We start from the raw sequence: 18,988 nt of genomic DNA on the forward strand, positions 1-18,988 counted from the left end.
CAGGGGGTGACTCGGTTCCCGGTCCGGCGGGCGACTCGGTTCCCGTACCGGGTGGCGACTGAGGGTGATCGTTCGTCATCCCTCCGTACTGTAGACCTCTATGTCTTATTTGCCCCGTTCCTTCGCCCCTGTATGGGTGAACTCCTCGTACGCCGCCACCACCTCGTCCGCGGGGCCGTCCATCCGCAGCGTGCCCGCCTCCAGCCACAGCGCCCGCTCGCAGGTCTCCGTGATGGTGGAGTTCGAGTGGCTGACCAGGAAGACCGTCCCCGCCTCCGCCCGCAGCTCGTCGATCCGTCGGCGGCTGCGGCGGCGGAAGCGCGCGTCGCCGGTCGCCAGGGCCTCGTCGATGAGCAGGACGTCATGGCTCTTCGCGGCGGCGATGGAGAAGCGCAGCCGGGCCCCCATCCCGGAGGAGTACGTCCGCATCGGGCGGGAGATGGCGTCGTCCTTCTCGTTGATGCCGGAGAAGTCCACGATGCCGTCGTAGCGCTCCCGGACCTCCGCGCGGCTCATGCCCATCGCGAGACCGCCCAGGATCACGTTCCGCTCACCCGTCAGATCGTTCATCAGGGCCGCGTTGACGCCGAGGAGCGAGGGCTGCCCCTGGGTGTAGATCCGGCCCCGCTCGACGGGCTGGAGGCCCGCGACCGCCTTCAGGAGGGTGGATTTCCCCGATCCGTTCGAACCGATCAGGCCAATTGCCTCGCCCCGGTACGCGACGAAGCTGACCCCCTTCACGGCGTGGACGCGCCGGGCGGCCGGAGCCGGGCCGCCGCGGCGCAGGACGCGGGCGAGGGCGGCCGTCGCCGCGCCGCGGCCGGCGGAGTGGCCACCGTTGACCGTGTACGTGATGTGGACGCCGTCGGCCACGACGGTCGGGGCCCTTCGGTCGATGATCGGGTCGTCAGCCACGGCCGTACGTCTCCTCCGCCTTCCAGAACCAGATGAAACCGCCCGCGAAGGCCAGGCCGGCCCAGCCGGCGGCGAGCGCCCAGACGTGCGGCGGCAGCTGCGCCGCGGTGTAGCTGTCGATGAGGGCGAAGCGCATGAGGTCGATGTAGACCGCCGCCGGATTGCACTGGAGGGCCAGCACCACGCCGTCCGGGAAGCGGCCGCCGCTCGCCAGGTTCTGGATCGACCACATCGCGCCCGAGGCGTACATCCAGGTGCGGAGCACGAACGGCATCAGCTGTGCGATGTCCGGGGTACGGGCCGCGATCCGGGCCAGCACGAGCGCGAGGCCCGTGTTGAACAGCGCCTGGCAGAGGAGCGCGGGGACCGCGAGCAGCCAGCTCCAGGCGGGGAACTCGCCGAAGCAGAACAGGATCACGGCGAGCGCGACGAGTGAGAGGAGCAGCTGCTGGAGCCGCTGGAGCGCGAGCGACACCGGCAGGGCGGCGCGCGGGAAGTGGAGGGCGCGGACCAGGCCCAGGTTGCCGCTGATCGCCCGGCTGCCGGCCATGAGCGAGTCGGAGGTGAACGTCCACACGAAGACGCCGGTGAGGAGGAACGGGACGTAGTCCGGGATGCCGTGCTGGGCGTTCATCAGGACGCCGAAGATCACGTAGTAGACGGCCGCGTTGAGGAGCGGGGTCATCACCTGCCAGACCTGGCCGAGGCGCGCCTGGCTGTACTGGGCGGTCAGGCGGGCGGTCGCGAACGCGCCGATGAAGGCGCGGTGGGACCAGAGCTGCCGGACGTAGGCGGGGAGCGAGGGCCGGGCGCCGCTCACGGTGAGGCCGTGGCGCAGGGCGAGGGCGCGGAGGTCCGATGGGGGCGCCGGCCGGGCGGGGGGCGGGGCCGGGGGCTCGGGTGGGGCGTACGGGGTCGTGGGCTGTGGGGCTAGGGGCTCGGGTGTGGCGTACGGGGTGGGGTGTGGGGCGAGGGTCTCGGGGGTCACGAGGGGCACGCTTTCGACGAAGGGTGCGGGCGTCGTCGGCGATGGAACGGGTCCGTATCGTCGCTACGTGGACAGTAGGGGGGTGTGCGACGGAACGCAACCGTATCGTCGTGACGGCCTCGGGCCGTCGCCGTTGGTTAGGATGCCGTTCATGACCGAACCGCCCCCCCGCCGCGCCCCCGCCGGGGCCGCCGTACTCCGCGAGGACGTGACCGAGGCCATCCGCGCCGCCGTCTTCGAGGAGCTCGCGGCCGTCGGCTTCGCCCGTATGTCCATCGAGGGCATCGCGCGCCGCGCGGGCGTCGGCAAGACCGCCGTCTACCGGCGCTGGAAGTCCAAGCTCTCCCTCGTCCTCGACCTCGTCGGCGCCTTCGCGGCCCAGGGCATGCCGGCCCCCGCCACCGGCTCCCTCCACGGCGACGTGCGCGCGCTCCTCGAAGTGGCCTCGGGCGCCCTGCGCCACCCGGTCGCCTCGCAGGTCATCCCCGACCTGCTCGTCGAGGCCGCCCGGCACCCCGAGATCGCCGACGCCGTCACCGCCGCGCTCCTCGACGGCCAGCAGGGCGTCATGACCCGGATCGTCCGCGAGGCCGTCGCGCGCGGCGAACTCCCGGAGGGCGCCGACCCGGGCCGTGCCCTCGACCTGGTCGTGGGGCCGCTCTACTGGCGGCTCGCCGTGGTCCGTACGCCGCTGCCTCCGGGGTACGTGGACGATCTCGCGCGGTCGGCGGTGGCGGCGCTCAAGGCCTGAGCGAGCACGACCGGGCCTGGCCGCGCCAGACCGGGGGGCTACTTCACCGCACCCGCCATCACCCCGGACGCGAACTGCCGCTGGAAGGCGAAGAACACCACCAGCGGCACCACCATCGACACGAAGGCCCCCGGCGCGAGCACGTCGACGTTGTTGCCGAACTGCCGTACCTGCTGCTGGAGCGCCACCGTGATCGGCGGCGACTGCGAGTCCGCGAAGATCAGCGCGATCAGCATGTCGTTCCAGACCCACAGGAACTGGAAGATCCCGAGCGAGGCGATCGCGGGACCGCCGAGCGGCAGCACCACCCGGGTGAAGAGGCGGATCTCGCCCGCGCCGTCGAGGCGCGCCGCTTCGAGCAGCTCGCGCGGGATCTCCGCGAAGAAGTTCCGCAGCAGGAAGATCGCGAACGGCAGCCCGAAGGCGGTGTGGAAGAGGACCACCCCGAGGGTCGTCTCGAAGAGCCCCACCGCCCCGAACAGCTTCGACACCGGGACCAGGGCGACCTGCACCGGTACGACGAGCAGGGCGACCACGCCCAGGAACCACCAGTCCCGGCCCGGGAACTCCAGCCACGCGAACGCGTACCCGGCGAACGAGCCGATGACGAGCACGAGCAGCGTCGCCGGGACGGTGATCAGGATGGTGGAGCCGAGGGAGCCGGTGATCGTGTCGTTCGCGAGGAGACGGCTGTAGTTCTCGGTGGTCAGCTGGGCCGGGGCGGTGAGCACCTCCCACCAGCCGCTCGCCGCGATGTCGGACGGCGAGCGGAGCGAGGAGAGCAGCAGCCCGACCGTCGGCAGCAGCCAGAACAGGCCGGTCAGGACGAGGAAGACACGTACCGCGCCCCCGGCGGCGCGGGCGGCGACCCGCGCGACGAGGGGGCGGGACGACCGGGCGTCGGGGGTACCCACCCGGGACGACCGGACGTCGGGGGTACCCACCCGGGACGACCGGACCTCGGAGGAACTCATCGGCGGGCCTCCTGGCGCAGGCGGCGGATGTTGAAGACCATCACCGGGACCACCAGGAGCAGCAGCAGGACGGCGATGGCCGAGCCGACCCCGAGATCGGCGTCCGTACCGAAGGACGAGCGGTACAGCTGGAGCGCGAGCACGTTCGCGTCGTCCTGGGCGGAGCCCGGCGCGATGACGAAGACCAGGTCGAAGACCTTGAGCACGTTGATCATCAGGGTGACGAGGACGACCGCGAGGACCGGGGCGAGCAGCGGCACCGTGATCCTGCGGAACACCTGCCACTCGTTCGCCCCGTCCACCCGCGCCGCTTCGAGCAGCTCACGCGGCACGGCGGCGAGCCCGGCGCCGATCAGCACCATCGCGAACCCGGCCCACATCCACACGTACGCGCCGATGACCGCGGGGGTGACGAGCGAAGGCCCCAGCCACTCCACGCCGTTGTACTGCTCGCGGAAGTTGCTCGCCGGCAGCCGCAGTACGGCTCCGTCGACGCGGTCGGCGGGCAGCGTGAAGGTGCCGTCGGCGCCGGCCGTGGCCCTGGCGACGACCTTTCCGTCCCGTACGGCCTCGATCCGCAGCCCCGCGAGGCCCAGTTCGGCCGGGTCGACGGCGTTCGGCCGCCCGCCGCCGCCCCGGGTGAAGTCCAGCCAGGCCGTACCGGTGACGGTGTCCGGTGAGGGCGTGTTCTCACGGGCCGGGCGGGCCTCCTCCGGCATCTGCCCCGGTGCCACCCCGATCAGCGGAAGCCGTACGGGCTCCCCGGCGCGCACCGGATCCTTCGTGACGAACGCGCCGCCGCCCGCCGCCTCCAGCGGATGGACGGGCAGTGGCCGGGCCCGGGGGAAACCGGACGACTCGGCGAAGGTGTCGTGGACCCCGACCCAGACCGCGTTGGCGACCCCCCGGTCCGGATCCTGCTCGTAGACGAGCCGGAAGATGATCCCGGCGGCGAGCATCGAGATCGCCATCGGCATGAAGACGACCAGCTTGAACGCCGTACCCCAGCGCACCCGTTCGGTGAGCACGGCGAAGACCAGACCGAGAGCGGTCGCGACCGCGGGGGCGAGAACCAGCCAGATCAGGTTGTTGCGGACGGCGGTACGGAGCGAATCGTCGGTGACGAGGGCGATGTAGTTGTCCAGACCGACGAAGGAGTCGCCGGAGCGGTCGAAGAGCGAGCGCTGGACGGAGTACCCGATCGGGTAGACGACGAGCGCGCCGAGCAGGAGCAGGGCGGGGAGCAGGAAGCCTGCGGCGACAGACCTGCTCCTGTTGCCGCTCCTGACGCCGTGGTGGTGTGTCCTCGGCATGCCGGGGCCTCAGCTCTTCGCCGCGGCCCGGTACGCCTTCTCCGCGTCCGCCTCAAGACGTGCCTGAGCCCCCGCGATGTCCTTCGGGTTCTTCAGGAAGTCCTGGAGCGCCTTCCACTCGCCCTTGCCCGGCGTCCCGCCGAAGGACTGCGGCATCTGGTCCGACATGTCGAAGCGGAAGGAGTCACCGGCGCCGATGAGCGCCTTCGCGATCTCGCGCTGGACGTCGTTCGGGTACGCCGCCGGGTCCAGGTTCTTGTTGGGGGAGAGGAAGCCGCCCTCGGCCGCCCAGATCTTCGCCGCGTCCGGGGAGGCGAGGAAGGCGAGCAGCGCCTTCGCGCCCTTGGTGTCCTTGAGGGCCACGGCCGCGTCGCCGCCCGTCACCACCGGGCTCGACCCCGCGCCGACGGTGGGGAACGGGAAGACCTTCGCGTCCGTACCGATCTTCGCCTTCGTCTGCGCGATGTTGACGGCGGCGAAGTCGCCCTCGAAGACCATCGCCCCCTTGGGCTGGTCCCCGCCGGTGAAGGTCTGGGTGACCGAGGTCGGATACTCCGTCTGCAGCGCGCCGCTCGTCCCACCGGCGAGCAGCGCCGGCTTGCCGAACAGTTCGGCGAGCGTGGTCAGGGCCGCGGTGACCGACGGGTCGGTCCACTTGATCTCGTGCTTCGCCAACTGGTCGTACTTGGCCGGGCCCGCCTGGGAGAGATAGACGTTCTCGAACCAGTCGGTGAGGGTCCAGCCGTCCGCGCCGCCGACCGAAACCGGGGTGACGCCGGAGGCCGAGATCGTCTCGGCCGTGGCGAGGAACTCCTTCCAGGTCTTCGGCTCGGTGGCGCCCGCGTTCTCGAAGACGGCGGAGTTGTACCAGACCAGGGACTTGTTGGCGGCCTTGAAGTAGACGCCGTACTGGGTGCCGCCGACCGCGCCGAGCTCCTGCCAGCCGCGCGAGTAGTTCGCCGCCAGCTGGGCCTCGGCGTCCGGGCCGACCGGTTTGAGCCACTTCTGGGCGGCGGCCTGCTGGATCGCGCCCACCTGCGGGAGCATCGCCACGTCCGGCGGGGCGCCGCCCGCGATCTTCGTACCGAGGAAGTTCACGATCGGGTCCTGGGCCGGCACGAAGGTGACGGTCGCGCCCGTGCGCTTCTCGAACTCCTTCAGAACCTTGGTGAAGTTCTCCTGCTCCGGGCCCGTCCAGACGGCCGCGACCTCGATCTTCTCGCCCTTGAGGGGGAGCGCGCCGCCACTGGGCGCGGAGGTCCCCGGATCCTTGTCGGCGCCGCCGTCGCCGCCACCGCCGCATGCCGCGAGGGTGAGTGCGGCGAGCGCGGCGAACGCCGTCATGCTCACCGCGGCCTTGCGTGGACGAAGAGTTGTACGCATCGCTGCCCCGTCTCTCCCGTGCGCTTCGCTGTCCCGTGTCGACAGGTCTACGCCGGGTGGCGGGGCCCCGCAATACCGCCTTCCGTGTCAAGCGGGGGATCGTGACTGCCTCGTGACGTGACGTCAGCTGTGGGACGCGGGGGTCAGCGGGGGCACGGGGGTCGCCTCGACCGAGCGGGCCGCCCGGTCGAGCGCGCTCGCCAGGAGGGCCAGATCCGTCGGTCCGTTGCCCAGCTCGCGGACCGGGCGGCGGGTCGGCGGATCACCCATCCGCTCCCACTCCAGCGGGACCACCGTCGGGCGGAGCGTCGCCGTCCGGGGGATCCGGCCGGTGACGCGGCCCGCCTGGAAGGGGGTGACCCGGCCGTCCGGATGGCCGAGGCGCCCGCGCCCGGCCGCCGGCACGTCGGGCCCGGCGGTCACCGGCGGCGCGTCAAGCACGATCCGCAGCCGGGCCCCGTGCGCGAGCTCCGTGTCGGAGGTCCGGTCCGGACGCGCGGAGGTCGCGACGAGGTGCACCCCGAGCCGCTCGCCGTTCCGCGCGACGGCCTCCAAGGCCCGCACGACGGACCCGGCGGCGGGCCGGCCGGAGGCACCGAGCGCGGGGGCGACGAGAGCGTCGAAGTCGTCGACGAGGACGACGAGCCGGGGGAGGTAGACGGAACCCCCGGCCCTGGCGGACTCGCCGGTGGCGGGGCGGGGGAGGCGACCGCTGGGGTGGTCGGTGGGGTCGCCGGGGGTGGGGTGGGGGATGCGACCGCCGGCGTCGTCCCCGGTGGTTGTGCGTCTGCTCGGGTGGTCGGTGAGGTCGCCGGTTCCGGGGCGGGGCGTGCGTCCGCTGGGGTGGCTGGTGAGGTCGCCGTCGCCCGTGCGGAGGGTGCGGCTGCTGGGGCGGTCGTCCAGGGGGACGCCGTCCCGTCGCGGCAGGCGCCCGCTGGGAGTGTCGGCCAGGAAGGCCTCACCGCCCGGGCGCGTCCGGGCCCCGGACCGCTCGGCGACCGGGGCGTCCCCGGGGCGGGGTGTGCGGCCGCTGGGGAGGTCGGTGAGGTCGCCGGGTCCGGGGCGGGGCGTGCGTCCGCTGGGGTGACCGCCCAGGTCCTCGGCTCCCGGTCGGGGTACGCGTCCGCTCGGGTGGTCGGTGAGGTCGCCGTCGCCCGTGCGGAGCGTACGGCTGCTGGGGCGGGCGCCGGGGTCGCCCCCCGGGTACGCGGTCCGGCCGCTCGGACGGCCGCCGAGGTCGTCGCCGCCGGGGTACGGCGTACGGCCGCCGGCTCGGCCTTCGAGGTCGCTGGGGTACGGCGTCCGGCCGCTGGGGCGGCCGCGGAGGTCGTCGCCGCTGGGGTACGGCGTACGGCTGCTGGTTCGGCCGTCGATGTCGGTCGGGTACGGCGTTCGGCCGCTCCCTCGGCTGTCGAGGTCGCCGGGGTACGGGGTCCGGGCACTGGGGCGTCCGCCGAGGTCGTCGTTGCCGGGGTACGGCGTGCGGCTGCTGCTTCGGCCTTCGATGTCGGTGGGATACGGGGTCCGGCCGCTGCCTCGGCCTTCGAGGTCGGTCGGGTACGGCGTGCGGCTGCTGGGTCGCTCTTCGGGGGCGCCCGGGTACGTGGGTCGGCCGTCCGGGGGGCTGTACGTGATGCGGCCGCTGGGGCGGCCGCCGAGGTCGTCCGTGGCGGGGTACGGGTCGCCCGTCCGTCCGCTCCGGGAGCTCGGCAGGGAGCCGATCGTGCCGTCGCCCGTGCGGAGGGTCCGGCTGCTCGGGCGGTTCGGGAGGTCGCCGGCGTCCTGGACGCGGACGGTCGCTCGGGCGCCCTGCGGCACCGACTCCGCCGCGCTCGGGGCGCGCTGGCCGATCAGGCGGTCGGCGCCGCGCGCGCCACGGCGGTCGGCGAAGTGGCCGTCGCCGATGAGTTCCGCCCGGCGCTTCAGCTCCGCGCCGAGCGCCTGCGCGAACTCCCGCATCCGCACCGGGTCCGAGGCGACCAGGTGCTCGGTGACGTGCGGCAGCTCCGTACAGGCCGCGAGTCCTTCGCCGCGCTCGCCGCCCGCCCCGTCCACCAGGAGCAGACCGAGCCGGTCGGGGCGCCCGCCCGCCGCGAGCGACGCGGCGATCGAGCGGAGCAGCTCCGTCCGCCCGCTCCCCGCCGGGCCTTCGATCAGCAGGTGCGGGCCCTCCCGGGTGAGGTCCACCGCGAGCGGCCCGCGCGGACCGGCGCCCAGGACGGCCGTGCCGTCACCGGCGGAGGCCCAGCGGGCCATCAGCGACGCGGGGGTGGCGCGGGCGAGCCCGAGCTCGTCCAGGAGCCGGGCCGACGGGGGCAGCGCGGCGGCCCGGGCACCCGGGGCCGCCGTCGTGTCCGTACGCAGCGGGGCCAGCGCGCGTCCGAACCGCTCGGCCCAGGCGACGGAGACCGCGTCGACCACGCCGACGGTGCCATGGCCCGCGACCCGGCCGCCGGAGGTCCGCAGCAGCCGCAGCGCCGTCGCCACGTCGCCGCTGAGGAGTACGGCGGCCCCGCACTCGCGGAACGCGAGCGACGAGGCGCAGGCGGTCTCGTACGTGGCGGCCACCGGCGAGACCGGGGACGCCGAGGGCGCCTCGGCGAGACACAGGAGGTGGATACCGGCAGCCGCCCCCGCCCCGGCCAGCCGCGCCACCGTCTCGCGGAGCGCCGCCGAACCGGGGTCGCCGTCGACGACCACGACCGTCGTAGGCCCCTCGTGGCGCGCCGCGACCTCGGCGATGGACGCGCGGTCGGCGCTGGGCCAGCCGGGGCCGAGCGGGCCGTCGTCGAGCCGCCGGGTCAGTTCCGCCGTACGGGCCTGGGCCTGCTCGCGGTCGTACGCCAGGAGCAGTCGGCAGTCCTGGCCGTGGGCCGGGCGGACGTGCGGGAGCCAGCCGAGCCAGCCCCAGGCACGGCGCCGCTCGTCGAGCGAGCGGTTCCGGTCGGCGCTGATCAGCACGATCTCCAGGTCGGAGGGGGAGTGCAGGGCGGCGAGCTGCGCGACCACCGACCGGGCGAGGCCGGCGAGCCGGTCGGCGGGGCCCGCGAGACCGAGGGAACCGGCCTCGCGCAGCGCCACGGTGACGGGCACGCCGGAGAGTTCCGCGCGGTCCGTCGTGCCGAGCCGGACCACCAGGGACTCGGGGTGGTCCTCGCCGCGCTCCCAGAGCCGGGGGCCGGGGCCGAGTGCGGTGAGCAGGAGGGTGGCCGGGTCGGGCCAGGTGTCGGCCGCCGGTCCCGGCACGGGTGCGCCGTCCCGCGCGCCGGTGCCGGTGCCGGGCCGGATGCCGGCGTGTGTGGCCGGGGCGGTACGGGGGTCGGCGGCGGGTGCCGGGAGCTCCTCGCGGCCGCCCGCCAGACGCCGGGCCCACGCCCCGAGCCCGCGCTTGCCACCCGCGCGCGTGGGCGCGGTCGGGGCCTCGCCCCCGGCCTGACGGGTTCCGCTGTGCGCCACGCCACCGCCGGGGACGCCTTCGGGTCCGTCGGGGTGGTTCCCGTGGTCTCCCGCGCGCGCGTGGCCGGGGGAGCCGGCGCCGTACGGACCGTCGCCGTACGGCTCCGAGGCCGCGCCGCCGCCGTCGTCGTACCGGACACCGCGGGCATCGCCGTGGGGGCGGGTGCGGGGGGAGTCGTGGGCGGCGCCCACGGGGGTCCCGGGAACCGCGCCGGGCACACGCGCGTACTCCGGCCGGTCGGCCCGGTCGGTCTGGCCGGCCTCGTCGGCCCGGTCGGACTGGTCACCCTTGTAGACCCGGTCGGCCCGGTCGGACTCGGCCCTGTAGGCCTGTTCGTACCGGTCGGACCCGGCGGACCGGTCGGACCCGACGGACCCGTCGTACCGACCCTGCCCGCCCATCCGGCCCGGCCCGTCCATCCGGTCCGCCCGCTCCGCCCAGCCCCCTCCCTCATCCGCTCCCCGCGCGACCCGCAGGTGCCCCTCCCCGTCCGGGGCCGTCGCCCTCGCGTCCGTGCCGCGGAGGTCGTCGCCCGCGCCGGTCAGGCGGAGGGCGGACTCGCCGAGCCGCAGCAGCGCGCCCGCGGGGAACCGGACCGGGCGGTCGCCGACGGGCACGCCGTCGAGGGTCGTGCCGTTCGTCGAGCCGCGGTCGGCGACCGTGACCCGGCCGTCGTCGCCGACGGTCACCACGCAGTGCGCACGGGAGACGTCCGGGTCGTCGAGCGGAACGTCGGCGTCGGCGGAACGGCCGATTCTGATCGGTCCGCCGTGCAGCAGGTGCACCCCGCCCGCGTCCGGGCCCGCCACCACGTGCAGCCGGGCGGAGGCCTTCTCGCCGGCCCGGTCGTCCGGTCCCGGGACCTGGAGGGAGAGCACGGCGCCGTCGACCAGCGGGGGCTCGCCGAGGACGCTGCGGCGGGTGTCGAGCCGCTCCGCGCCCGCGTAGAGCACGGTCGTGCCCGAGGCGGAGGTGTCGGGGCCCGTGACGGCCGCCGCGAGGTTCGAGGCCACGGCGGCGAGCGCCGTCCCGGCGGGGGCCGTGACGAGCACGTCGCAGGCGCGCCCGGTGCCGTGGCCGGCGTACGGCGCGAGGACGGTCAGCCGGATCTGCATCGCCGTCAGCGGTCCCTTCTGCGCGACATGCCCGGCAGGGGGACCGCCCTGTGACTCCCCCCACCCGGCACGGACACGTCGTCCGGTACAGGTCGGCACGGCGCAGGGGCTCCCGACCCCTCGACGCGACGTGCTGGAGGCATCCTCGCACCTGCCACCGACAGCCCGCCCACGGGTCGGCTGGAAGTGATCTTGAATGGTCGGCTGTGGACGTAAAAGTGCCTGGTTGAGCATGCCTTCGGAAGGTGCCCGGCAACCGTCGCGGCCTCAGGAGCGTCTCCTTCCGGACAGGTGTCCGGTCGTTCCAGGGCCCCGGCCGGGACCGCCCCGGCACGCCGGGCCCGGGCCCCCACCGCGAGGAACCTCCGGCGACCCCGTCCACAGGCATCGGAATCGGCCTGTGGACGACCGGCCGGTACCCCGTTCGGCGGCACTAAAGTGGGTCGGACACCCGGACGGGTCACAACAGAGGACAGGGACCCCGGGTACATCACCGGAGCAGCCCCGACCACGGACAGCAGGGAGCGCGTGACGTGCGGCCTATCGGCAGCAAGTACCTGCTCGAGGAGCCGCTCGGCCGCGGCGCCACGGGCACCGTCTGGCGAGCCCGCCAGCGGGAGACGGCGGGCGCCGAGGCGGCCGTGCCCGGCCAGCCCGGCGAGACCGTGGCCATCAAGGTCCTCAAGGAGGAGCTGGCCAACGACGCGGACATCGTGATGCGCTTCCTGCGCGAGCGGTCCGTGCTGCTCCGGCTCACCCACCCGAACATCGTGCGCACCCGCGACCTGGTGGTCGAGGGCGATGTCCTCGCGCTCGTCATGGACCTCGTCGAGGGCCCCGACCTGCACCGGTACATCAGGGACAGCGGCCCGCTCACCCCGGTCGCCGCCGCCCTCCTGACCGCCCAGATCGCCGACGCGCTCGCCGCGAGCCACGCCGACGGCGTCGTCCACCGCGACCTCAAGCCGGCCAACGTCCTGCTCGCCGAGCAGGGCGGCCAGATGCACCCGATGCTCACCGACTTCGGCATCGCGCGCCTCGCGGACTCCCCGGGCCTGACCCGGACCCACGAGTTCGTCGGCACGCCCGCGTACGTGGCGCCCGAGTCCGCCGAGGGGCGCCCGCAGACCTCCGCCGTCGACATCTACGGCGCGGGCATCCTGCTGTACGAGCTGGTCACCGGCCGGCCCCCGTTCGCGGGCGGCACCGCCCTCGAAGTGCTCCACCGGCACCTCAGCGAGGAGCCGCGCCGCCCGTCGACCGTGCCCGGCCCGCTGTGGACGGTCATAGAGCGCTGCCTCAGCAAGGACCCGGACCGGCGGCCGAGCGCCGTCAACCTCGCCCGTGGTCTGCGCGCGGTCGCCGCCGGCATCGGCGTGCACTCCACGCCCGCCCAGATCGAGGCGGCGGACGGCGTCGGAGCGCTCCTCGCGCCGGACCCGGCGCCCGCGCCCGTACCCGAGACGCCGGGGGCCGCGGACCCCACCCAGGTGCTGCCCAGCGGCGCCGGGACGCCGCCGCGGTACGACCCCGCCGGCGCGACCAGCGTCATGCCGACCAGCGGCCCGGGGGGCGGCGCCGCCGACCCGACGGCCGTCATGCCTCCCGTACCGCCGCGGCCGCCGGAGTCCGGGCAGGGCGCGCAGTCCGAGGAGCCGCACCCCTGGCAGAACCAGCTGCGGGCGGCCCGCGACCGCAACGAGCAGACGCAGGTGCAGTACCTGGACCCGAGCCAGGACCCGCTGCGCCGACGCCCCCAGCGGCAGCCGCAGCAGCCGCAGGACCGGCAGCAGCAGCCCGGCGCGTACGGGCAGCAGCAGCCGCCTCAGCCGTACCAGCAGCAGCGTCCCGCCCCGCAGCGGCCTGCCCCCCAGCAGTACCAGCACCAGCAGCACCAGCCGCAGCAGTACGCGCCGCCACCCGCCCCGCAGCAGTACGCCCAGCCCCAGCAGCAGTACACCCCGCCGCAGCCGCCGCCCCAGGCCCCGGCGCCGCGCGAGCCGCGCCCGCCGCGCCAGCGCAGCGCCAACCCGGTGCGGATCCCCGGGCTCGGCTGCCTCAAGGGCTGCCTGGTCATGATCGTCCTGTTCGTGGTCGCGGGCTGGCTCGTCTGGGAGCTGACCCCGCTCCAGGACTGGATCGCCGAGGGCAAGAGCTACTGGGAGGCCATCGGCGACGGCATCACGACCGTGACCGACTGGATCTCCACGATCGGCGACGCCACCGGCTCCTCCGGGGGTACTACCGGCGGTACGGGACAGTAATCCCGGGTAATACTGCCGATTTATCGACTTCCCAGGGGTGATTTCCCCTCGGAAGTGACGACCGGCGGCTGCGGACGCGTAACTTTGCTCGCGAACCGCAGCCGCTGAGGGAGCAGTCTTGGCACGGAACATCGGCAGCCGCTACACCACCCACCAGATCCTCGGGCGGGGCAGTGCCGGAACGGTGTGGCTCGGCGAGGGGCCCGAGGGTCCCGTCGCCGTCAAACTGCTGCGCGAGGACCTGGCGTCCGACCAGGAGCTCGTCGGCCGCTTCGTCCAGGAGCGCACCGCCCTGCTCGGCCTCGACCACCCCCGGGTCGTCAAGGTCCGCGACCTCGTCGTCGACGGCAACGACCTGGCCCTCGTCATGGACCTCGTGCGCGGCACCGACCTGCGCACCCGCCTCGACCGGGAACGGCGGCTCGCCCCCGAGGCCGCCGTCGCGATCACCGCCGACGTCGCCGACGCCCTCGCCGCCGCGCACGCGGCCGGGGTCGTCCACCGGGACGTCAAGCCCGAGAACATCCTGCTCGACATGGAGGGCCCGCTCGGGCCCGGCGGCGCCCACCCCGCCCTCCTCACCGACTTCGGCGTCGCCAAGCTGATCGACACCCCCGGCCGCACCAAGGCCACCCGGATCATCGGCACCCCCGACTACCTCGCCCCCGAGATCGTCGAGGGCCTCCCGCCGCGCGCCGCCGTCGACATCTACGCCCTCGCGACGGTCCTGTACGAGCTGCTCGCCGGCTTCACCCCCTTCGGCGGCGGCCACCCCGGCGCCGTCCTGCGCCGCCACGTCACCGAGACCGTCGTCCCGCTGCCCGGCATCCCCGAGGAGCTGTGGCAGCTGATAGTGCAGTGCCTGGCGAAGGCCCCGGCCTCCCGGCTGCGCGCCTCCGAACTCGCCGCCCGCCTCAAGGACGTCCTGCCGCTGCTCAAGGGCATCCCGCCGCTCGACGTCGACGAGCTGGACCCGGAAGAGACGGCGCCGACGCCGGAACCGGAACCGGAGGCGTACGCCACGGGTACGGGCGCCGGTGAGCCCGGCCCGCGCCGGGCCGCCGTCCCGCTCGTCCCGGGCGCCTCGGCCGACTCCAACCGCGACACCCACACCTCCATGCGGGTCCCCGCCCCCGACGAGCTCTCGGGCGGACCCCTCGGCACCGCGCGGGCCCCGCGTCCGGCCGGCGCCCGCCGCCCGGGCTCGGCCCGCCACAAGGCGGAGGCGGTCCGCAAGCGCCGGATCACCCTCGCCGTCGCGGCGGTCGTCGTCGCGGGCGCACTGGGCGCCGGCGGCTACATGGTGGCCTCGGGGGACGCGGACACCCCGCCCCAGGACTCGAAGCAGTCCTCCCTGCCGTAGGCGCCCCGGCGGCGGCGGCGGTGGCCAAAGGTTCGGCTCCTTGCCCGGAGCCGTTACGCTGGACGCGTGGCAGTCGTCGATGTATCCGAAGAGCTGAAGTCCCTCTCCTCGACCATGGGGTCGATCGAGGCCGTCCTGGACCTCGAGAAGCTGAGGGCCGACATCGCCGTGCTCGAAGAGCAGGCCGCGGCCCCGTCCCTGTGGGACGACCCGGAGGCGGCGCAGAAGATCACGAGCAAGCTTTCGCACCTCCAGGCCGAGGTCCGCAAGGCCGAGACCCTGCGCGGGCGCATCGACGACCTCGGGGTGCTCTTCGAGCTCGCCGAGGAGATGGACGACCCGGACACCCTCGCCGAGGCCGAGACGGAGCTCACCTCCGTCCGCAAGGCCCTCGACGAGATGGAGGTCCGCACCCTCCTCTCCGGCGAGTACGACGAGCGCGAGGCCCTGGTCAACATCCGGGCGGAGGCCGGCGGCGTCGACGCCTCCGACTTCGCCGAGCGGCTCCAGCGCATGTACCTCCGCTGGGCGGAGCGCCACGGCTACTCGACCGAGATCTACGAGACCTCGTACGCGGAGGAGGCCGGCATCAAGTCGACCACCTTCGTGGTGAAGGCGCCGTACGCCTACGGCACGCTCTCCGTCGAGCAGGGCACCCACCGCCTGGTCCGCATCTCGCCCTTCGACAACCAGGGTCGCCGTCAGACCTCCTTCGCCGGCGTCGAGATCCTGCCGGTCGTCGAGTCCTCCGACCACGTCGAGATCGACGAGGGCGAGCTGCGCGTCGACGTCTACCGCGCCTCGGGCCCCGGCGGACAGGGCGTCAACACGACCGACTCGGCCGTGCGCATCACGCACCTCCCGACCGGCATCGTGGTCTCCTGCCAGAACGAGCGCTCGCAGATCCAGAACAAGGCGAGCGCGATGAACGTCCTCCAGGCCAAGCTGCTTGAGCGCCAGCGCCAGGAGGAGCGGGCCAGGATGGACGCCCTGAAGGACAGCGGCAGCTCCTGGGGCAACCAGATGCGTTCGTACGTCCTCCACCCGTACCAGATGGTCAAGGACCTCCGTACGGAGTTCGAGGTCGGCAACCCGCAGGCTGTTCTTGACGGTGAGATCGACGGCTTCCTCGAGGCGGGCATCCGCTGGCGCAAGCAGCAGGACAAGTAGTCCCGCAGCAGCACACGTCCGGGCCCCGCACCTTCCGGTGCGGGGCCCGTCGCCGTTCCGCCCGAGGCGTGCGTCCGCTCTGCGGATTCGCTGACGCAAGCGGAAAGAGGGCGGGTGGGACGCTTTGTCGACAAGGGAACTGGTGCTGTGGGGCCCGGAGTTCTGGGTTTACGTCACAGTTGCATCGTCGCATGTGGGGCAGCCGGTGATCTTTCGGACATCGCACGCGCAACGGCCTTGACGCTTCATCGGAAACTCGGAAGGGTGGCGTACTGGCATGCGCAATTCTGGGGCGCGTGTGAACGGGGGCCGGCCCAGTCGTGACGCCGCCCCTGCTGTGCGGGCCCAGAGCGCTGCCCCATGACGAGATGGACTACTGGGGGTAGCACCTAGATGAGCAGAAAAATGCGAGTGCGCTTCGTGCGTATCGCGGCCGGTGCCATGATCGCCGCCGGCGCTTCGCTGACGGCGGCGGGCGCCGCGCAGGCGTTCGGCGTCACTGACGAGCCGCCCGTGTGCCTTCCCGAGAACGTCGGCTGCGAAGAGCCGCCGGTTGAGCCGCCTGTCGAGCCGCCGGTTGAGCCGCCGGTGGAACCGCCGGTCGAGCCGCCGGTTGAGCCGCCGGTTGAGCCCCCCGTCGAGCCGCCGGTCGAGCCGCCGGTTGAGCCGCCGGTTGAGCCGCCGGTTGAGCCCCCCGTCGAGCCGCCGGTCGAGCCGCCGGTCGAGCCGCCGGTTGAGCCGCCGGTCACCACCACGCCCACCACGCCCGGCACGCCGGACGACGGCGGTGACGACAACGGGAACGACAACGGGAACGGGAACGGGAACGGCAACGAGACCACCGCACCCACCACGCCCACCACGCCGGGCGGCACCGACGACTCCGGCAACAACGCCGGCACCTGCACCGTCGACCTCGACGGCGCCGAGTGCGTGGACGGTGGCAACAACAACACCGACACGAACAACGCCGGCTCGCAGCCCGTGCAGCAGGGTCAGGCCAAGGAGGAGCTCGCCGAGACCGGTGCGGCCGAGACCTCGTTCCTGATCATCGGTGCAGCGACCATGATCGCCGGTGGCATCGGCTTCCGTATGCTGCCGCGTCTCGTCGCCGGTGGTCGTACCGCCGTCTGATCGATGCGCTAGAGAAGAAGGGCCGGGGAGCTTCTCCCCGGCCCTTCCTCGTGCTTTCCGGCTCGTGTGGACGCCCGCGCGGCCCGGCTAGGCTGTACGGACCGCCGCGAGCAGTGCGACAGCGGCCAGTAGAGCGATCGCGAGCGTCAGCAGCATCGCGGGCGAAAGACCCTGCGGGGTCAGCCGCTCCCGGTTCGCGCGGCAGACGCGGCAGCGCCCCTCGGCGACAGGGGCCGCGCAGTTGGCGCACACCAGTCGGTCGTAGGTCATGCGCTCTCCTCCTCCCGCACTGGGGGCTACTCATCGGGAGAACGTCCGACAGGGCCGGGACGTTCCCCCTACCACTGTGCCAGCTCGGCGGCGTTTCGGCGCGCCCCACCGGACAGCTTCCGGCCCGCCGAGAAGGGCGAAAAGGATAAAGCACGCAAGCCAGGACCGCGACTGCGCGGGGCTACCCCGTTCGCGTAAGGTCACGCACACCTACTCCCGGCCGACCGTGGTGCATCCGTGATCCGATTCGACAACGTCTCCAAGTCCTATCCGAAGCAGAACCGCCCCGCGCTCCGGGATGTCTCCCTGGAGATCGAGAAGGGGGAGTTCGTCTTCCTCGTCGGTTCCTCCGGCTCCGGTAAGTCGACTTTCCTGCGCCTGCTCCTTCGAGAGGAGCGCGCCAGCCAAGGCCAGGTGCACGTCCTCGGCAAGGACCTGGCCCGGCTGTCCAACTGGAAGGTGCCGCACATGCGGCGTCAGCTCGGCACCGTCTTCCAGGACTTCCGCCTGCTGCCCAACAAGACCGTCGCCGAGAACGTGGCCTTCGCCCAGGAGGTCATCGGCAAGCCGCGCGGCGAGATCCGCAAGGCCGTGCCGCAGGTGCTCGACCTGGTCGGGCTCGGCGGCAAGGAGGACCGGATGCCGGGCGAGCTCTCCGGTGGTGAGCAGCAGCGCGTCGCCATCGCCCGTGCCTTCGTCAACCGCCCGATGCTGCTGATCGCCGACGAGCCCACCGGCAACCTCGACCCGCAGACCTCGGTCGGCATCATGAAGCTGCTCGACCGCATCAACAGGACAGGGACCACCGTCGTCATGGCGACCCACGACCAGAACATCGTCGACCAGATGCGCAAGCGCGTCATAGAGCTCGAGAAGGGCCGCCTGGTCCGCGACCAGGCGCGCGGCGTCTACGGATACCAGCACTGAGCCTGTAGCGAGTAGGAGAAAGCAGACCCATGCGCGCTCAGTTCGTGCTCTCCGAGATCGGTGTCGGTCTCCGGCGCAATCTCACGATGACCTTCGCCGTCGTCATCTCCGTGGCCCTCTCGCTCGCCCTCTTCGGCGGCGCGCTGCTCATGCGCGAGCAGGTCAGCACGATGAAGGACTACTGGTACGACAAGGTCAACGTCTCCATCTACCTCTGCACCAAGGGCGACGCGACCGAAGGGACCAAGTGCCCCAAGGGCGCGGTCACGGCCCAGCAGAAGAAGCAGATCGAGGCCGATCTGAAGAAGATGGACGTCGTCGAGACCGTCTACTACGAGTCGGCCGACGAGGCGTTCAAGCACTACAAGGAGAAGTACAGCGACACCGCCATCGCCTCCGTCATCACGCCGGACCAGATGCCGGAGTCGTTCCGGGTCAAGCTCAAGGACCCGGAGAAGTACAAGGTGGTCGCCACCGCCTTCGCGGGTCGAGAAGGTGTCCAGTCGGTGCAGGACCAGCGGGAGATCCTGCAGAACCTGTTCGACCTGATGAACGGTATGAACATCGCCGCCGTCGGCGTCATGGGCCTGATGCTGGTCATCGCGCTGATGCTGATCGTCAACACCGTGCGCGTCTCGGCGTTCAGCCGCCGCCGAGAGACCGGCATCATGCGGCTCGTCGGCGCGTCCAGTTTCTACATCCAGATGCCGTTCATCATGGAGGCGGCGTTCGCCGGGCTCCTCGGCGGCGCGTTCGCCTGCGTGCTGCTGCTCGTCGGCCGGTACTTCCTGATCGACCACGGCATCGCCCTCGCGGACAAGATGCAGCTGGTCAACTTCATCGGCTGGGACGCCGTCTTCTCGGTGCTGCCGCTCGTGATCGCCATCGGGCTCCTCATGCCCGCCATTGCCGCCTTCATCGCGCTGCGCAAGTACCTGAAGGTGTGAGAAGAGACCACTGACAG

General features: G+C 73.1%; 14 protein-coding genes. 7 read left to right on the forward strand and 7 right to left on the reverse strand.

Annotated elements, in window-relative coordinates; all coding sequences use genetic code 11:
- Window positions 1-105: 105 nt before the first annotated feature.
- Window positions 106-915, reverse strand: coding sequence for an ABC transporter ATP-binding protein (locus ABT034_RS25840; protein WP_351219154.1), 810 nt, complete (start codon window positions 913-915; stop codon window positions 106-108).
- A complete protein-coding gene (locus ABT034_RS25845; RefSeq protein ID WP_502973057.1) occupies window positions 908-1,753 on the reverse strand; it encodes an ABC transporter permease in 846 nt (281 codons plus the stop codon). Before ABT034_RS25845 ends, ABT034_RS25840 begins: the two co-directional genes overlap by 8 nt.
- Window positions 1,754-2,054: 301 nt before the next feature.
- Between ABT034_RS25845 and ABT034_RS25850 the strand changes: the two genes are divergently transcribed.
- The gene (locus tag ABT034_RS25850) at window positions 2,055-2,654 is read left to right on the forward strand and encodes a TetR/AcrR family transcriptional regulator (RefSeq protein ID WP_351219158.1); all 600 of its coding nucleotides are present in this window, start codon (window positions 2,055-2,057) and stop codon (window positions 2,652-2,654) included.
- Between the two features lie 38 nt (window positions 2,655-2,692).
- Here ABT034_RS25850 and ABT034_RS25855 read toward each other — a convergent pair whose 3' ends face one another.
- The 4 genes from ABT034_RS25855 to ABT034_RS25870 form a co-directional block, all read right to left on the reverse strand.
- Entirely contained in the window at window positions 2,693-3,628 is a 936-nt protein-coding gene (locus tag ABT034_RS25855; RefSeq protein WP_351219160.1) for a carbohydrate ABC transporter permease, read from the reverse strand.
- On the reverse strand, window positions 3,625-4,941 hold the full coding sequence (locus tag ABT034_RS25860; protein ID WP_351219162.1) for a carbohydrate ABC transporter permease: 1,317 nt from the start codon (window positions 4,939-4,941) through the stop codon (window positions 3,625-3,627). The genes ABT034_RS25855 and ABT034_RS25860 overlap by 4 nt, the downstream gene beginning before the upstream one ends.
- Window positions 4,942-4,950: 9 nt before the next feature.
- Window positions 4,951-6,324, reverse strand: a complete 1,374-nt coding sequence (locus ABT034_RS25865; RefSeq protein ID WP_351219164.1) for an ABC transporter substrate-binding protein — start codon at window positions 6,322-6,324, stop codon at window positions 4,951-4,953.
- A gap of 123 nt (window positions 6,325-6,447) precedes the next feature.
- Entirely contained in the window at window positions 6,448-10,896 is a 4,449-nt protein-coding gene (locus ABT034_RS25870) for an FHA domain-containing protein (protein ID WP_351219166.1), read from the reverse strand.
- 533 nt (window positions 10,897-11,429) lie between these two features.
- Between ABT034_RS25870 and ABT034_RS25875 the strand changes: the two genes are divergently transcribed.
- From ABT034_RS25875 to ABT034_RS25890, 4 genes are all read left to right on the forward strand, one after another.
- The gene (locus ABT034_RS25875; protein ID WP_351219168.1) at window positions 11,430-13,160 is read left to right on the forward strand and encodes a serine/threonine-protein kinase; all 1,731 of its coding nucleotides are present in this window, start codon (window positions 11,430-11,432) and stop codon (window positions 13,158-13,160) included.
- A 118-nt stretch (window positions 13,161-13,278) separates the two neighbouring features.
- Window positions 13,279-14,523, forward strand: coding sequence for a serine/threonine-protein kinase (locus ABT034_RS25880; RefSeq protein ID WP_351219170.1), 1,245 nt, complete (start codon window positions 13,279-13,281; stop codon window positions 14,521-14,523).
- A gap of 66 nt (window positions 14,524-14,589) precedes the next feature.
- Window positions 14,590-15,693: a peptide chain release factor 2 gene (gene prfB, locus ABT034_RS25885; RefSeq protein ID WP_351219172.1), complete on the forward strand. Its 1,104-nt coding sequence runs from the start codon at window positions 14,590-14,592 to the stop codon at window positions 15,691-15,693.
- Between the two features lie 420 nt (window positions 15,694-16,113).
- A complete protein-coding gene (locus tag ABT034_RS25890; RefSeq protein ID WP_502973055.1) occupies window positions 16,114-16,827 on the forward strand; it encodes an LPXTG cell wall anchor domain-containing protein in 714 nt (237 codons plus the stop codon).
- An 87-nt stretch (window positions 16,828-16,914) separates the two neighbouring features.
- On the opposite strand, the gene ABT034_RS25895 is transcribed toward ABT034_RS25890, so the two are convergent.
- Window positions 16,915-17,097 (reverse strand): hypothetical protein, encoded by a 183-nt coding sequence (locus ABT034_RS25895; RefSeq protein ID WP_351219176.1) that lies wholly within the window; start codon window positions 17,095-17,097, stop codon window positions 16,915-16,917.
- Between the two features lie 237 nt (window positions 17,098-17,334).
- On the opposite strand from ABT034_RS25895, the gene ftsE reads away from it, so the two are divergent.
- Together ftsE and ftsX are read left to right on the forward strand one after the other, a co-directional pair.
- Window positions 17,335-18,024 (forward strand): cell division ATP-binding protein FtsE, encoded by a 690-nt coding sequence (gene ftsE, locus ABT034_RS25900; protein WP_030223113.1) that lies wholly within the window; start codon window positions 17,335-17,337, stop codon window positions 18,022-18,024.
- Window positions 18,025-18,053: 29 nt separating this feature from the next.
- Window positions 18,054-18,971, forward strand: a complete 918-nt coding sequence (gene ftsX, locus ABT034_RS25905) for a permease-like cell division protein FtsX (protein WP_351219178.1) — start codon at window positions 18,054-18,056, stop codon at window positions 18,969-18,971.
- Window positions 18,972-18,988: the final 17 nt, after the last annotated feature.

Origin of the sequence: Streptomyces sp. NPDC002773 (assembly GCF_040295605.1) — a bacterium.
In the GTDB taxonomy this organism is placed as follows: Bacteria; Actinomycetota; Actinomycetes; order Streptomycetales; family Streptomycetaceae; genus Streptomyces.

Bases quoted from the DNA above. Each gene is read 5' to 3' on its own strand.
- ABT034_RS25855 (WP_351219160.1), bottom strand. From the start codon at position 3,628: ATGAGTTCCTCCGAGGTCCGGTCGTCCCGGGTGGGTACCCCCGACGTC.
- ABT034_RS25860 (WP_351219162.1), bottom strand. From the start codon at position 4,941: ATGCCGAGGACACACCACCACGGCGTCAGGAGCGGCAACAGGAGCAGG.
- ABT034_RS25895 (WP_351219176.1), bottom strand. From the start codon at position 17,097: ATGACCTACGACCGACTGGTGTGCGCCAACTGCGCGGCCCCTGTCGCC.
- ftsX (WP_351219178.1), top strand. From the start codon at position 18,054: ATGCGCGCTCAGTTCGTGCTCTCCGAGATCGGTGTCGGTCTCCGGCGC.
- ABT034_RS25870 (WP_351219166.1), bottom strand. From the start codon at position 10,896: ATGCAGATCCGGCTGACCGTCCTCGCGCCGTACGCCGGCCACGGCACC.
- ABT034_RS25865 (WP_351219164.1), bottom strand. From the start codon at position 6,324: ATGCGTACAACTCTTCGTCCACGCAAGGCCGCGGTGAGCATGACGGCG.
- ABT034_RS25850 (WP_351219158.1), top strand. From the start codon at position 2,055: ATGACCGAACCGCCCCCCCGCCGCGCCCCCGCCGGGGCCGCCGTACTC.